General features: G+C 62.6%; 14 protein-coding genes. 10 read left to right on the forward strand and 4 right to left on the reverse strand.

All coding sequences use genetic code 11. The features are described 5' to 3' along the window. The first annotated feature begins 23 nt into the window (after window positions 1-23). The 5 genes from hemP (at window position 24) to CIT31_RS33020 (ending at window position 4,461) form a co-directional block, all read left to right on the forward strand. Entirely contained in the window at window positions 24-230 is a 207-nt protein-coding gene (gene hemP / locus CIT31_RS33000; RefSeq protein ID WP_095494491.1) for a hemin uptake protein HemP, read from the forward strand. Window positions 231-287: 57 nt separating this feature from the next. Further along, window positions 288-1,382, forward strand: coding sequence for a hemin-degrading factor (locus tag CIT31_RS33005; protein ID WP_095521980.1), 1,095 nt, complete (start codon window positions 288-290; stop codon window positions 1,380-1,382). Window positions 1,383-1,393: 11 nt separating this feature from the next. Next, the gene (locus CIT31_RS33010; protein ID WP_095521981.1) at window positions 1,394-2,302 is read left to right on the forward strand and encodes a heme/hemin ABC transporter substrate-binding protein; all 909 of its coding nucleotides are present in this window, start codon (window positions 1,394-1,396) and stop codon (window positions 2,300-2,302) included. A gap of 11 nt (window positions 2,303-2,313) precedes the next feature. Next, a complete protein-coding gene (locus CIT31_RS33015; protein ID WP_095521982.1) occupies window positions 2,314-3,414 on the forward strand; it encodes a FecCD family ABC transporter permease in 1,101 nt (366 codons plus the stop codon). A 258-nt stretch (window positions 3,415-3,672) separates the two neighbouring features. After that, window positions 3,673-4,461 carry a heme ABC transporter ATP-binding protein gene (locus tag CIT31_RS33020; RefSeq protein WP_095521983.1) on the forward strand — a complete coding sequence of 263 codons (789 nt, stop codon included), beginning with the start codon at window positions 3,673-3,675 and terminating at the stop codon, window positions 4,459-4,461. 294 nt (window positions 4,462-4,755) lie between these two features. On the opposite strand, the gene rirA is transcribed toward CIT31_RS33020, so the two are convergent. Next, entirely contained in the window at window positions 4,756-5,217 is a 462-nt protein-coding gene (gene rirA, locus CIT31_RS33025; RefSeq protein ID WP_095521984.1) for an iron-responsive transcriptional regulator RirA, read from the reverse strand. A 198-nt stretch (window positions 5,218-5,415) separates the two neighbouring features. Between rirA and CIT31_RS33030 the strand changes: the two genes are divergently transcribed. The 3 genes from CIT31_RS33030 (at window position 5,416) to CIT31_RS33040 (ending at window position 7,983) form a co-directional block, all read left to right on the forward strand. Continuing rightward, a complete protein-coding gene (locus CIT31_RS33030; protein WP_095521985.1) occupies window positions 5,416-6,711 on the forward strand; it encodes a DUF445 domain-containing protein in 1,296 nt (431 codons plus the stop codon). Between the two features lie 96 nt (window positions 6,712-6,807). After that, the gene (locus CIT31_RS33035) at window positions 6,808-7,236 is read left to right on the forward strand and encodes a phasin family protein (protein ID WP_095521986.1); all 429 of its coding nucleotides are present in this window, start codon (window positions 6,808-6,810) and stop codon (window positions 7,234-7,236) included. Between the two features lie 246 nt (window positions 7,237-7,482). Then, window positions 7,483-7,983, forward strand: coding sequence for a MaoC family dehydratase (locus CIT31_RS33040; RefSeq protein ID WP_095521987.1), 501 nt, complete (start codon window positions 7,483-7,485; stop codon window positions 7,981-7,983). A gap of 34 nt (window positions 7,984-8,017) precedes the next feature. Here the strand turns inward: CIT31_RS33040 and CIT31_RS33045 are convergent, their stop codons facing one another. Next, a complete protein-coding gene (locus CIT31_RS33045) occupies window positions 8,018-9,421 on the reverse strand; it encodes an aminotransferase-like domain-containing protein (RefSeq protein ID WP_095521988.1) in 1,404 nt (467 codons plus the stop codon). 106 nt (window positions 9,422-9,527) lie between these two features. Between CIT31_RS33045 and CIT31_RS33050 the strand changes: the two genes are divergently transcribed. Then, window positions 9,528-10,391 (forward strand): DMT family transporter, encoded by an 864-nt coding sequence (locus CIT31_RS33050; RefSeq protein WP_095521989.1) that lies wholly within the window; start codon window positions 9,528-9,530, stop codon window positions 10,389-10,391. Between the two features lie 172 nt (window positions 10,392-10,563). Here the strand turns inward: CIT31_RS33050 and CIT31_RS33055 are convergent, their stop codons facing one another. Next, window positions 10,564-11,604, reverse strand: coding sequence for a zinc-dependent alcohol dehydrogenase family protein (locus tag CIT31_RS33055; RefSeq protein WP_095521990.1), 1,041 nt, complete (start codon window positions 11,602-11,604; stop codon window positions 10,564-10,566). 32 nt (window positions 11,605-11,636) lie between these two features. Then, window positions 11,637-12,287, reverse strand: coding sequence for a maleylacetoacetate isomerase (gene maiA / locus CIT31_RS33060; protein ID WP_095521991.1), 651 nt, complete (start codon window positions 12,285-12,287; stop codon window positions 11,637-11,639). Window positions 12,288-12,442: 155 nt separating this feature from the next. Between maiA and CIT31_RS33065 the strand changes: the two genes are divergently transcribed. Then, window positions 12,443-13,126, forward strand: a complete 684-nt coding sequence (locus CIT31_RS33065; protein ID WP_095521992.1) for a response regulator — start codon at window positions 12,443-12,445, stop codon at window positions 13,124-13,126. Window positions 13,127-13,463: the final 337 nt, after the last annotated feature.

The raw sequence follows: 13,463 nt of genomic DNA on the forward strand, positions 1-13,463 counted from the left end.
GCCCAGGAAAGGGATCGAACCAGATGAACACGCACAATCCCAATGACTTTCGCTATCGCGTCCGCCGTTCCGACGACAATTCGGCTCGTTTCGATCGGGTCCCGCTGACCGTGAGGACCCTGTCCAGCAACACACTGTTCCAGGGCGAGCACGAGATCGGCATCGAGCACCATGGTGCGCTCTATCGGTTGAAGATTACCCGCCAGGGCAAGCTGATCCTCAACAAGTAGCTGCAAGGCGAGTGGCTGTAAGGCGAGTGAGTGTTAAGACAAGCAGGTATTTAAGACATGGACCAGCGCGTAAAACCCGCTCCGCACGAGATCCGGCGGGCGCGGGCAGACAATCCGAAGACGCGCGAGCGCGATCTCGCCGCCCAGCTTGGCATTTCGGAAGCCGAACTGGTCGCTGCGCATTGCGGCGACGGAGTCGTCCGCGTCGAGCCGCGCGTCAACGACCTTCTGACCGGCCTCGAAGCCGTCGGCGAGGTTATGGCGCTGACCCGTAACGAAAGCGCGGTGCACGAGAAGATCGGCGTCTACGACAAGGTCGTTACCGGCAACCACAATGCCATGGTGCTTGGCGAAAATATCGATCTGCGCATCTTCCCGAAAGTCTGGGCGCACGGCTTTGCCGTCGAAAAACGCGACGGCGGCGATATCAGGCGCAGCCTGCAGTTCTTCGATGCGGCAGGCGAGGCGGTGCACAAGGTGCATCTGCGGCCCGCGTCCAACCTCTATGCGTATCAGAAGCTGGTGGCCGAATTCGAATCGCCGAACCAGGAGTCAATGGTTGCGATTTCAGAGGGGGTCGCGATTTCAGAAGGGGCGATTTCAGAAGGCGGGCTCGAGAGCGAGGCCGGGCCTTCCGACGCTCCCGCTGATGTCGACGATCTGCGCGACCGCTGGAGCCGCCTGACGGACGTGCATCAGTTCTTCGGCATGCTGAAGACGCTGAAGCTCGACCGCCGCCAGGCGATGCGCATGGTCGGCCAGGATTACGCCTGGCTGCTCGACAACGATGCCGTTAGCGCGATGTTCCATCATGCCGCCGAGGGCGAGATGCCGATCATGTGCTTTGTCGGCAATCGCGGCTGCATCCAGATCCATTCGGGCCCGATCAAGTCGATCAAGCCGATGGGGCCTTGGATCAACGTGCTGGACGAAACCTTCCACCTGCATCTGCGAACCGACCACATCCATGAGGTCTGGGCCGTGCGCAAACCGACCAAGGACGGCCATGTCACGTCTCTCGAAGCCTATGGCGCCGACGGCAAGATGATCATCCAGTTCTTCGGCAAGCGCCATGAAGGTGAAAGCGAGCGCGAGGACTGGCGGTTTCTGGCAGAGAACCTGCCGCGCATTCCAAGCCCGACCGCAGCCTGAGGACGACGACAATGGCTCCTTTGCTTAAACGGGCGCGCGTTTTCAGAATGGCGCTTGGGGCCGCGATCGGCCTTGCCCTGGCCTTTGCCGCATTGCTGCCGGTCCGTGCCGCAGAAGGCCCGGAGGTCTTTGCGGACCCGTCGAAGATAGCGGCCATCGGCGGTTCGATCACCGAGATCGTCTTTGCGCTCGGCGAGCAGGATCGGCTGGTCGCTCGCGATTCGACCAGCCGTTATCCCGAGGCGGCGCTCAAGCTGCCTGACGTCGGTTACATGCGCCAACTGTCGCCGGAAGGTGTCCTGTCGGTCAATCCGTCGGGCATCCTGGCGCTGCACGGCAGTGGGCCTAAGCAAGCTATCGACGTGCTGAAGAAAACGAGCATTCCGTTCATCGAGGTGCCCGAGCGCTACGACCATGAAGGCATTCTCGAAAAGATCCGCATCGTCGGTAAGGCGCTTGGCGTAGACGCCAAGGCCGATGCGCTGGCAGCCGAGATCGATGCCAAGTTGAAGGCCGCCGAAAAGCAGACCGCTTCGATCAAGGACCGCACGCGCGTCCTGTTCGTGCTGTCGATGCAGGGCGGCAAGATTCTCGCTTCCGGCAGCGACACTGCCGCCGACGGCATCATCAAGCTTTCCGGCGGTGTCAACGCGGTTGACGGCTTCTCCGGCTACAAGCAATTGTCCGACGAGGCTGTTATCACCGCCAGGCCCGACGTGATCCTGATGATGAACAATGCCGGTGCTGCCGCATCGGATGACGAATTGTTCGCGAACCCGTCCATCCTGTCGACACCGGCGGGTGCCGCGCGCAAGGTGGTCCGCATGGATGGCGGCTATCTGCTCGGCTTCGGGCCGCGCACGGCCGACGTCATCCACGACCTTGCCGCCTCGCTTTATGGCGGGCAGGCCGAGGACTGAGCGGGCACCCGATGGTGGATCAATCGATCGCTGGTGCGGGCACTATGGCGACAGCATCCGACGGCGACCGTTCGGGGCGCGCGCGCATCGTCATCCTGCTTTTGTGCCTGGGGCTTGCCATTGCCGTGATGCTGTCGCTGACCTCAGGCGCATCCGATGCCTCGGCCGTCAGCGTCGTCGGCGACTGGCTGGTGGGTGCAGCGCCCGGCAATGCGGCGCTGAGCGCCCGCGACCGCCTGATCGTCTACGACATCCGCCTGCCGCGCGTCATCCTCGGTGTGCTGATCGGCGCCGCACTTGCCGTCTCCGGCGCGGTCATGCAAGGGCTGTTCCGCAATCCGCTGGCAGACCCCGGTCTCATCGGCGTTTCGGCTGGATCGAGCCTCGGCGCGGTGGCCGTTATCGTGCTTGGCGCCACGGCGCTGGCACCGATGACCTCGGTGCTGGGCACACTCGCCCTGCCGCTGGCGGCGTTCTGCGGCGGGCTCGCGACGACATTGGTGCTTTATCAGGTCGCCACCCGGCACGGCCAAACCTCGGTCGCCACCATGCTGCTCGCCGGCATTGCGCTGGCGGCCCTTGCCATGGCGCTGACCGGTATCCTGATCTTCATGGCCGACGACCGGCAGTTGCGCGACTTGACCTTCTGGCAGCTTGGCTCGCTCGCCGGCGCGACCTGGCAGAAGATCGGCTCCGTCGGACCGATCATAGTGCTGGCGCTGGCGGCGATGCCGTTTCTGGCGCGCGGCCTCAACGCGCTGGCGCTGGGCGAAGCCACCGCCGGCCATCTCGGCATCCCGGTGCAGCGGCTGAAATACACCGCCATCATCGGCGTTTCGGCCGCAGTTGGGGCATCTGTCGCCGTCAGCGGCGGCATCGGATTTGTCGGCATCGTCGTGCCGCATTTGCTGCGCCTGGCTATCGGCCCGGACAATCGTTATTTGCTGCCGGCGTCGGCCCTGCTCGGCGCTTGCCTGCTGCTTCTGGCCGACGCCGTCGCCCGCACCATCGTGGCGCCGGCCGAGCTGCCGATCGGCATCGTCACCGCGATCGCCGGCGCTCCGTTCTTCCTCTGGATCCTGCTGCGCAAGCGTGGGGTCGTCGACCTGTGAGAGACCGTTTGGAAACTCTACTCTGTCGGCCATCTGATGGCGTTTTCTGCGCTTCCGGTGCTCACGGACCAGCGCATGACCCCGGAAACCGATTTCGGTTTCCGGAAAGGATCATGCGCAAATGCAAAGTGTTAGAGCGTCCTTTGCGCGTCCAATTGGACGCGCAGCGCTCTAATGTCCGCTGCGCTCCGGTTCTCGGAACCACCACCATATGACTCCCCAGAGCGAATTTCGAAACGGTCTGTGAGAGGGGTTTGCATGATCGAAGCACGGGATGTCTCGGTGGCGATCGGCGGCAAGCGGATCGTCGCCAATGTCGATTTCGACATGCGGCCCGGCGAAATCGCGGCCATCGTCGGCCCCAACGGTTCCGGCAAGACGACCTTACTGAGGGCATTGTCCGGCGATCTTGCCTATTCGGGAGAGGTCACCATCAACGGCCGCGACCTGTCGGTGATGAAGCCGGTCGAGGCAGCGACGATGCGCGCCGTGCTGCCTCAGGCGACGACGCTGTCCTTTCCGTTCACTGTGCGCGAGATCGTCAGGCTCGGCCTGCTCGGCGGGTGCTCGGGCGCGCTGCCGGGCGAGGCCCAGCGCCTGCCCGAACGGGCGCTGGCGCGCGTCGATCTCGACGGCTTTGCCGGCCGGTTCTACCAGGAGCTTTCGGGCGGCGAGCAGCAGCGCGTGCAGTTGGCCCGTGTGCTCTGCCAGGTCTGGGCGCCGGTCCTCGACGGCAAACCGCGCTATCTCTTCCTCGACGAGCCGGTTTCCAGCCTCGACATCAAGCACCAATTGATCATCATGAACATCGCCCGCGAATTCGCCACAAGGGGCGGCGGCGTGGTCGCCATCCTGCACGACCTCAATTTGACGGCCATGTATGCCGACCGGATTCTCGTCATGCATCGCGGCAGGCTTGCCGCCACCGGCTCACCGCAGGACGTGCTGAGCGACGATCTGATCGAAAGAGTGTTCGATTGCCGGCTGAGGGTCGGCATGCTGCCGGCCGGAGACATGCCGTTCGTCCTGCCGCAGTCCGCGGCGTAAGGCTGGTCGCCGGCCTGCAAATGCGGTTTTCCGCGCGTTCGGTGCCTTGCATTTGCCAACGTCCGCGCTGCCCCTCCTCGCCTTGCCGGGCACTTCTCCCCGTATAGTGACGGTGGCCGCAAAGCCGGCTCTCTTTTGCAACGCTGGCGATTGGCGAAATCATGACGGGAGCGTCCCTCTCCCCGTCACTATACGGGGAGAGGATGCCGACAGGCAGGTGAGGGACAGCGCAAGCGCTCGGAAAGAGGGGGCGAATTCAACCTGAAGTGATCCCTTGGTTGCGGCGATCGAAAATCAGGCGGCCGGCGCCCTTTGCACCAGCATGTCGATGCCGAGCAGGTGCCGCACATTCGGGCGCGCCGCCACCATGTCGGCGATCGTATAGCGCTCGAGGACGGAGAAGAACGCATTGAGCGCCTCGCGCAGCGCTGAATTCAGTGCGCAACTGTCGACCAGCGGACATTCGGCGGCGTCGTTCTCGAAGCATTCAGCCATGGCGAAGCTTTCTTCGGTCACGCGCACGACGTCGAACAGTGTGATCGATTCGGCCGGGCGGCCGAGCCTGACACCGCCGTTCCTGCCGCGGACCGTCTCGACCAGACCATGCTCGACCAGAGGCTGCAGGATCTTGAAAAGAAAGAGTTCGGACACCGAGTAGGCGGCAGCGATCTCTGGGATGCGGCTCAGCCGGTCGGTATTTGCAGCGCAATACATCAGAATGCGCATGGCGTAGTTGGTCTGGCGTGTCAGCCGCATTTTGTCCTCACGAAGCAGTAGCTCAGGCCCAATATGGCCTATACCTTGGAATAATTCCAGACAAGCACCGCATGATAGATGAACATTCGTGTCAAGTTTGTGTGGGCGGTCGTGCAAACCATAATCCTGATATGGCGCGCATTCGGGTGGGCGGATTACTAAGTTAAGTCCGCGAGATCGACCAGGAGCAGTTCATCCATGTCACAATCAGCACCGGCTTTGGCATCCGCTCGGTTCGATGCCGACGCGGAGGCCAAGCTTTCGGCGCTTCGGCGCACCAAGTTCGTCGCCACCGCAGCGCTCGCGCTCTGCGTCCTCATCTTTGCGGTGGCCAAGTCGTTCGAGGGCCGTTTTGCCTGGCTGGGCTTCGTCGCCGCTTTCGCCGAGGCGGCGACGATCGGCGGGCTGGCCGACTGGTATGCGGTGGTGGCGCTGTTCAGACGGCCGCTCGGCCTGCCGATCCCGCACACCGCGATCATTCCGGAGAACCAGAACCGCATCGCCGACAATCTCGGCCGCTTCATCGAGGTCAATTTCCTGGCGCCCGAGCCGGTGCGCGAAAAGCTTGCCGAGGTCGACTTTTCCGCGCTCGTCGCCGACTGGCTGGCCGACCAGAACCGCGCCGCCGATCTGTCGCATTTCGTCGGCCGGCTGGTGCCGCAGACACTGGCGGCGGTCGAGCAATCCGGCCTGCGCGGCTTCGTCACCAGCCGCATGCTGGAGCAGATCGAAAAGGTGCCGCTGGCGCCGCTCGCCGCCGAGTTGCTGTCGGCTCTGACCGATGATCGCCGCCACCAAAGACTGTTCGACGAATTCACCAAGGTCGTTGGCCGCTTCCTGAGCGACGACCAGGCGCTGGCAACGATGCGCGAGAAGATCCGCGAGGAACTGCCGTCGCTGTTCAATCTGTTTCGCGCCGACGCCTATCTGCTGAAGAAGATCGTCGCCTCCGCCGGTTCGCTGCTCGACGAGGTGAGGGCCGATCCCGATCACCCGATGCGCGCCGAGTTCGACCGTTTTGTCCTGACCTTCGTCGAGCGGCTGAGGACGTCCAAGCAATACGCCAAACGCGCCGAGAAACTGAAGCGCGATTTTCTCGCCCGGCCGGAGCTGAAGGCGCTGGCCGGCTATATGTGGGAAAGCCTCAGTGTGTTTATCGAGCAGGACGCCAAGGCGCCGAATTCGATGATCCGCGCCCATCTCGCCAACATGTTCGTCGAGGTCGGCCGCCATCTTGCCGGCGACGCACAGATCAGGGCCGACATGAACCAGGGGTTCGTCGTAGCGCTGTCGTCTTTCGTCGAAAGCCAGAAGAGCGGCGTCTCGAAATTCATCGCCGATCAGGTTAAGCGTTGGGACCTTGCCCAGCTTACCAGGCTGATCGAGATGAACATCGGCAGGGACCTGCAATATATCCGCTTCAACGGCATGGTCATCGGCGGCATTGCCGGCGTCGTGCTCCATACCGCGGAACGGCTGTTCCTCGTCGACTGAGCTGCGATGTGTTGCGCCTCCGAATGGACCGCGAAGCTCCAGTGCCCTATTGTTCTCTTCAGGTGCCGCATTCGCAGCAACAGGGGAGAAACCAGCATGGCAAAGCGACCGGAATCCGACACCTTCATGGACATATTCGGCAGGTTCGGCCGCGACCTGAAGCTGCCGAACGTCGATGTCGAGGCGATCCTCAACCATCATCGCAAGAACCTTGAGGCACTGGAAAAATCAGCCAGGGCGAGTGCCGCCGGAGCGTCGTCGCTGCTCTCCAGACAGCGCGAGATGCTGCAGGACACACTGCACGAGATCGCCGACATGGCGCAGAGCTACAGGGCGCCGGGCGATCCTCGGGAGTTGATGGCCAAGCAAGCCGCGTTTGCCAGGAAATCCTTCGAGACCGCATTGAAGAATGCCGGCGAGGTGGCCGAACTGACCAGGAAATCCGGCACCGAATCGGTCGAGATCCTGCGCGATCGCATCAAGGAGGCGATGGCGGAAATCCGCAGCAGCTACGATAAGAAGTAAGCTGTTCCCACACCAAAGCAGGCGGATTTTTCTCCCGTCATGTCCGGCTCCTGAAAGCCGTATTGTTGGTCCTTGGCCCCGGCGGGGCGCACAAGTGTCCTCTTGCCCGGATGAACCTGTTTCCGGCGCTCGACACCGGCACCGACGCGATCCGGTCTGGGATACCGCAGCGGAAGGCGCGGAGCGAATTGACAGAGGCGGCCGGTTCGTGGTCCGGAGGCAGGGCAAGCGATCGGGAAAGCAGGAATGACGCAAACACGGCTGAGGACGCCGCCGACCTACGAACAGCTCAGGACGATGACAGGGCAGGAACTTGGCGTGTCGGACTGGACGACGGTCGACCAGAGCCGCATCGACCAGTTCGCCGAATGTACGGGCGACCGCCAATGGATCCATGTCGATCCAGAGCGGGCGAAGCGGCAGAGCCCGTTTCGCGCCACCATCGCGCATGGCTATCTAACGCTGTCGATCATCGGCGCGCTGGCGCTCGATATGGGCATCGTGCCCGAAAACACGCAAGCCGTCTTCAACTATGGTTTTGACAAGGTGCGGTTCCTGGCGCCGGTCAGGGCCGGCGCACGCATCAGGCTGCGCATCACGCTTTTGTCCATGGAGGACAAAGGCCCCGGCCAATATCTGATGAAGGCCGCCAACATCGTTGAGATCGAAGGTGAGCAGAAGCCGGCGCTGACCGCCGAAACGCTGGTTATGCTCTATGAGCGGCGGCGCAGGCGGGCAGGGGCGTGAGGGGCGAAGCGCTGCATTTTCGTGACAGCAAAAATCAACGCGACATCGCCTCTTCGAGCGTCCTGAAAATTCTCTCGTCTGCTGACTGCGCGACGTTGAAGCGCAGGAAACGGCTGGCAGTTTGGGACAGGCTGAACGCATTGCCGGGCGCCAGAACGACATTGGCCGACAAGGCGCGGCGGGCCATTTCAGCTGCATCCACGTCTTCCGGCAGGCTGCACCACAAAAACATGCCGGCCGGCTGGTCGATCCACGGCGTGATGCCGATTGCCTTCAGGCGGATGCTTGTCTCAGCCATGGCGCGTGAAAGCCGCGTGCGCAGCAAATCCACGTGCTTGCGATAGCTGCCGTCCTTCAGCAGCGTCAGCACCAGTTCGGAGGCAAGCCGTCCGCCGCCGAAGGACGTGGCGATCTTGAGGTCGGTCAGCCCTTCCATCCAGTCGCGCGGAGCCGCGATGAAGCCGCAGCGCACCGACGCCGAAAGCGTCTTGGAGAAGCTGCCGATATGGACGACGCGACCAAGGCCGTCGAACGCCGCCAGCCTGGGTGCGGGCGTGTGTTCGAAGTCGGCAAAGATATCGTCTTCGATGATCGTCAGATCCGATTGGTCGGCGAGCTTGAGCAATCGATGGGCGACGACCGGCGACAGAATTGCACCCGTTGGATTGTGAAGCGCAGAATTGGTGATGTAGAGGCGCGGCCGGTGCTCGAGCAGCGCCTGCCCAAACAGCTCAATATCCGGCCCCGACGGCGTATAGGGAACGCCGATCACGTTGGCCCGGTGAGCGCGCAACAGGGCATGGAAGTTGAAATAGCAGGGGTCGTCCACCAGCACCGTGTCGCCCGGCTCGAGCAGGAACCGGCAGAGGAGGTCGATGGCCTGGGTGCCCGATTCCGTCAGCATGATCTGGTCGGGAGAGGCTTCGATGCCGTGCTCTGCCATGCGCCGTGCGAGCAGATGACGCAGCGGCGGCAGCCCGAGCGGGGTGCCGTAATCCGTCAGCGTGACATCATCGCCGCGTGCCATTGTCCGCAGTGCCCGGCGCAATCCAGCTTCCGGCATCCACGAGGCAGGCAGCCAGCCGCAGCCGGGTTTGAGCACGCCGTCGCCGGCTTCCAGCGACTGGCGCGAAACCCAGAGCGGATCGACAGCACGGTCAAGCCTGGGGCCGATCTCGGCCAGTGACAAGGGAGCCAGCGGTCCGGCGGCATAAAAACCCGAACCTGGACGCGAGCGGATGATTCCCTCCGCCGCAAGGCGCTCATAGGCTTCGACCACGGTGGATTTGGAAACCTGCATGGTTCTCGCGAAAGCCCGGATCGAAGGCAGTCGTGTTCCCGGTGTCAGGCTGCGCGCGGCGATCCTGTGCCTGATCGTCGACATGACACTTTCGACAAGCGTCACGCTGCCCTTACTTGCCGTCGCCTGCTCGTGCATCCGTACTGCTCAACCTACCATGACAGTTTTATCAAACTGTACCTCATTGTCTCTGGTAGCGCCATACGTCCGGCCCGATAGAGGGCGAGAACATCAGGAGCATGCGATGGACAAGACGGCGGGTGGCTGGATCAACGGATTTGTGGGCGTTCTGATTTTCAGCGGATCGCTTCCGGCAACGCGCGTGGCGGTGATGGATTTCGATCCGGCCTTCTTAACCGTCGCCCGTGCTGCCACGGCAGGCATACTCGGCCTCGCGCTTCTGCTCATTTTTCGCCAGAAGCGTCCGGAGCGACGAGATCTGGTGTCACTGGCCATCGTGGCGCTCGGCGTCGTGGTCGGCTTTCCGCTGCTGACCGCGTTGGCGCTCAAGCACATCACCTCGGCCCATTCCATCATTTTCGTCGGCCTGTTGCCGCTGGCGACGGCGATCTTCGGCGTCATTCGCGGCGGCGATCGCCCCAAACCGGCCTTCTGGCTGTTTTCGTGCCTTGGCAGCGCGCTTGTTGCCGGTTTTGCGGTGACGCAAGGCGTTTCGGCCTCGCCGGTTGGCTACATACTGATGCTGGCCGCAATCATCCTGTGCGGACTGGGCTATGCGGAAGGAGCCACGCTGTCCCGCAAGCTTGGCGGCTGGCAAGTAATCTCGTGGGCGCTGGTGTTGTCGCTGCCGGTCATGCTGGCTCTGACGCTAATCACCATGCCGCCGTCGCTCGAAAGCGTCGGCAAGGCCGCCTGGATCGGCCTGGCCTATGTCTCGCTGTTCAGCATGCTGATCGGTTTTGTGTTCTGGTATCGCGGACTGGCGCAAGGCGGCATCGCTGCGGTCGGACAGTTGCAGCTTCTCCAGCCTTTCTTCGGCCTTGGGCTGGCGGCAATGCTGCTGCACGAGCAGGTCAGTCCTGCCATGATAGCGGTCACTGCTGCCGTCGTGCTATGCGTGGTCGGTGCGAAGAAATATGCGCGGTAGGCGCCGGCCCTTCTTCCTTCTCCCCTTCTTGTGGGAGAAGGTGGATTGGCGCGCAGCGCCAAGACGGTTGAGGGGTGCTGGCCGGAACGCCCACGTGCCAAGAACACCCCTCATCCGACCGCTTCGTGGCCACCTTCTCCCCTTGTAAGGGGAGAAGGGAGAGCAGACTTGGCTAGAACTTCGTCACCACGCCAATGCCGATGCCTTCGAAACCGCCCATCGCCATCAAGGCCGCGGGCGCCTCGTCGAGGCTGATCTTCTTGCCGACCAGAAGCTCGGGTTTCAGCTTGCCGGTGCGGATCATCTCCATCATCGCCTGGTAGCGGTGGGCCTGCATGCCATGACTGCCACGGATTTCGAGTTCGAAGGCGATCACCTTGTCCATCGGGATCTGCGGCCTGGCGTGATCGCCGAGCATCAGGCCGACCTGAACATGGCGACCGCGCCGGCGCAGATTCGCGATCGAGTTGAACGAGGTCGTCGGGTGGCCGAGCGCGTCCATCGACATATGCGCGCCGCCATTGGTGATCTGCTTGACCGCCTTGACCACATTCGGCGTCTTCGACGCGTTGATCGTCGCCACCGCGCCGATCTTGCTGGCGAAGTCCAGCTTCTCGTCGGTCAGGTCGATGGCAATCACGTTGGCGCCCATGGCACTGGCGATCATGATCGCCGACAGGCCGACGCCGCCGCAGCCATGCACGGCCACCCATTCGCCGGGCGTCACCCGCCCCTGGTCGACAATGGCGCGGAACGAGGTGACGAAGCGGCAGCCGAGACTGGCGGCGGTGGCGAATTCCATCTCGTCCGGCAAGCGGACCAGATTGGTGTCGGCATGGTCGATGGCGACATATTCGGCGAACGATCCCCAGCCGGTGAAGCCGGGCTGGGACTGGTGTTCGCAGACCTGATGGTTGCCGGAGCTGCATTCGAAGCAGCGGCCGCAGCCGACGGCGAACGGCACGGTGACGCGCTCGCCGGTCTTCCAGCGGGTCACCTGACTGCCGGCGGCCACCACGACGCCGGCAAGCTCGTGGCCCGGCACATGCGGCAGGCGGATGCCGTCGTCATGGCCCATCCAGCCATGCCAGTCGCTGCGGCAGAGACCGGTCGCCTCGACCTTGATGACAACGCCGCCTAGTGCCGGCTCCGGATCGGGAACGGTCTGGATCGTCGGCGTTTCGCCGAATTTTTCGAAGACAACGGCTTTCATCGGCAATTCCTCACGCTTTAATCCAACTCGCTCTATTCGGCATCGATCTGGTTCTCGGGTGCTGCCTTTCGAAAGGCCGGCACCGCCATGCAGGCGGCGTGGACCCGTGTGATCATCGGGTAGGGCATCAGGTCGACGCCGAAACGCGCATTGCTGGCGACCTGAGCCACCAGGCAGATGTCAGCCAGCCCCGGCGTGTCGCCGTGGCAGAATGTCCCGGTTTCGGACGAGGAAGCCAGAATCTTTTCAAGCGGCTGGAAACCTTCGTTCACCCAGTGCCGGAACCAGTTGGCGACGTCCTCGTCGCCGGCGCCGAACAGGGTGCGCAGCGAGGTCAGCACGCGCAGATTGTTCACCGGATGGATGTCGCAGGCGATCATCTGGGCCAGCATCCTGACGCGGGCCCGGCCAAGTGCGTCCTGCGGCAAAAGCGGCGGTTCGGGCCTGGTCTCGTCGAGAAATTCGATGATCGCCAGCGATTGCGTCAACAGCGTGCCGTCGCCGAGGATCAGCGCCGGCACCAGCCCTTGCGGATTGACCGCGAGGTAGGCGGGCTCCAGATGCTCGCCGTGGCGCAGATGATGCGGCACGTATTGGTAGGTCAGTCCCTTCATCTCCAGCGCGATCCGCACCCGGTAGGAGGTGGAGGAGCGGTAGTAGTTGTGAAGGACGAGGTCGCTCATTTCTGCACATTCGGCCGATTTGGCCGACCGGGCAAGGCATGGTGGTCCGGAAATTGCCGTCTCCGCCCTTTAGGCCAGGATGGCGATGTACTATTTGCCAATAATCTGGCCATGGTCGCTGGGCTATTCTATCCTGCCTGAACTGAACGAATGCCATGACCGCAGTCAACGATCGCGCCCGGTTTCTGATCATCGACGACCACCCGCTGTTTCGCGAGGCGCTGCACAGCGCTGTGCAAATGGCATACCCGGACGTCGACACTGTCGAGGCGCGTTCGATCACCGAGGCATTTGAGCTACTGGCGGATGCGAAGCCATTCGATCTCGCGCTGCTCGACCTCAGCATGCCTGATGTGCATGGCTTCGACGGGCTGCTGCAGCTTCGGACCCGCTACCCGCGCCTGCCGGTGGTCATCGTTTCGGGGCATGAGGAGCCCAAGATCATTTCCGAAGCGCTGTCCTATGGCGCGGCCGGCTTCATCCCGAAATCGGCACGCAAGAGCGATCTGGCTGCCGCCATTCGCTCGGTGATGGACGGCGCGATCTACGTACCCGAAACCTATGAAGGCCAGCCGCCGGACGCCGACAGCACCGACCGCGCCGAGATGGTGCAGCGACTTGCCAAACTGACGCCGCAGCAATTGAGGGTGCTGCAGATGCTGCGCCAGGGCCTGCTCAACAAGCAGATCGCCTACGAGCTGCAGGTCGGCGAAACCACCGTCAAGGCGCATGTTTCCGAGATCCTGCGCAAGCTCAACGTCTACAGCCGGACGCAAGCCGTTATCGAGGTTTCGAAACTCGACAGTGCCGAGCTGTTTCGCGGCCAGGCGGGGTTTTGAAAGGGCCTCGCTCCGTCTTCATATAGCGCTTAGGCTACGACAAACTCCGGATAGTTCTCGAAACTCCTTCAGACAGGGAATTGCATCGCCATAGCCGACAATTATGTCATTCTGGTCGCGAATTGTCATGAATCTGAGATTCGGCGTAAAGCATACGTGATCTACCCCACCGTAGTGCGCGTGAGACATCGCCAATCCGATGGAGCTGGGAAGTTTAAATAAAGTGTCCGGCTTCGATATTTGTCCGTGCAATTCGGTCAGTACATAAACCGAGCTCCCGATTACTTCCTTATACATCGTATAGAAGGCAATAAAATAAGAAAATCCTCGAGTTATA

Origin of the sequence: Mesorhizobium wenxiniae (genome assembly GCF_002284535.1) — a bacterium.
In the GTDB taxonomy this organism is placed as follows: domain Bacteria; phylum Pseudomonadota; class Alphaproteobacteria; order Rhizobiales; family Rhizobiaceae; genus Mesorhizobium; species Mesorhizobium wenxiniae.

Excerpts from the sequence above, each read along its gene's own strand:
- CIT31_RS33005 (WP_095521980.1), top strand. The coding sequence starts at position 288 with ATGGACCAGCGCGTAAAACCCGCTCCGCACGAGATCCGGCGGGCGCGG.
- hemP (WP_095494491.1), top strand. The coding sequence starts at position 24 with ATGAACACGCACAATCCCAATGACTTTCGCTATCGCGTCCGCCGTTCC.
- CIT31_RS33015 (WP_095521982.1), top strand. The coding sequence starts at position 2,314 with ATGGTGGATCAATCGATCGCTGGTGCGGGCACTATGGCGACAGCATCC.
- maiA (WP_095521991.1), bottom strand. The coding sequence starts at position 12,287 with ATGAGCGACCTCGTCCTTCACAACTACTACCGCTCCTCCACCTCCTAC.
- CIT31_RS33055 (WP_095521990.1), bottom strand. The coding sequence starts at position 11,604 with ATGAAAGCCGTTGTCTTCGAAAAATTCGGCGAAACGCCGACGATCCAG.
- CIT31_RS33050 (WP_095521989.1), top strand. The coding sequence starts at position 9,528 with ATGGACAAGACGGCGGGTGGCTGGATCAACGGATTTGTGGGCGTTCTG.
- CIT31_RS33065 (WP_095521992.1), top strand. The coding sequence starts at position 12,443 with ATGACCGCAGTCAACGATCGCGCCCGGTTTCTGATCATCGACGACCAC.
- CIT31_RS33010 (WP_095521981.1), top strand. The coding sequence starts at position 1,394 with ATGGCTCCTTTGCTTAAACGGGCGCGCGTTTTCAGAATGGCGCTTGGG.
- rirA (WP_095521984.1), bottom strand. The coding sequence starts at position 5,217 with ATGCGGCTGACACGCCAGACCAACTACGCCATGCGCATTCTGATGTAT.
- CIT31_RS33045 (WP_095521988.1), bottom strand. The coding sequence starts at position 9,421 with ATGCACGAGCAGGCGACGGCAAGTAAGGGCAGCGTGACGCTTGTCGAA.
- CIT31_RS33030 (WP_095521985.1), top strand. The coding sequence starts at position 5,416 with ATGTCACAATCAGCACCGGCTTTGGCATCCGCTCGGTTCGATGCCGAC.
- CIT31_RS33040 (WP_095521987.1), top strand. The coding sequence starts at position 7,483 with ATGACGCAAACACGGCTGAGGACGCCGCCGACCTACGAACAGCTCAGG.
- CIT31_RS33020 (WP_095521983.1), top strand. The coding sequence starts at position 3,673 with ATGATCGAAGCACGGGATGTCTCGGTGGCGATCGGCGGCAAGCGGATC.
- CIT31_RS33035 (WP_095521986.1), top strand. The coding sequence starts at position 6,808 with ATGGCAAAGCGACCGGAATCCGACACCTTCATGGACATATTCGGCAGG.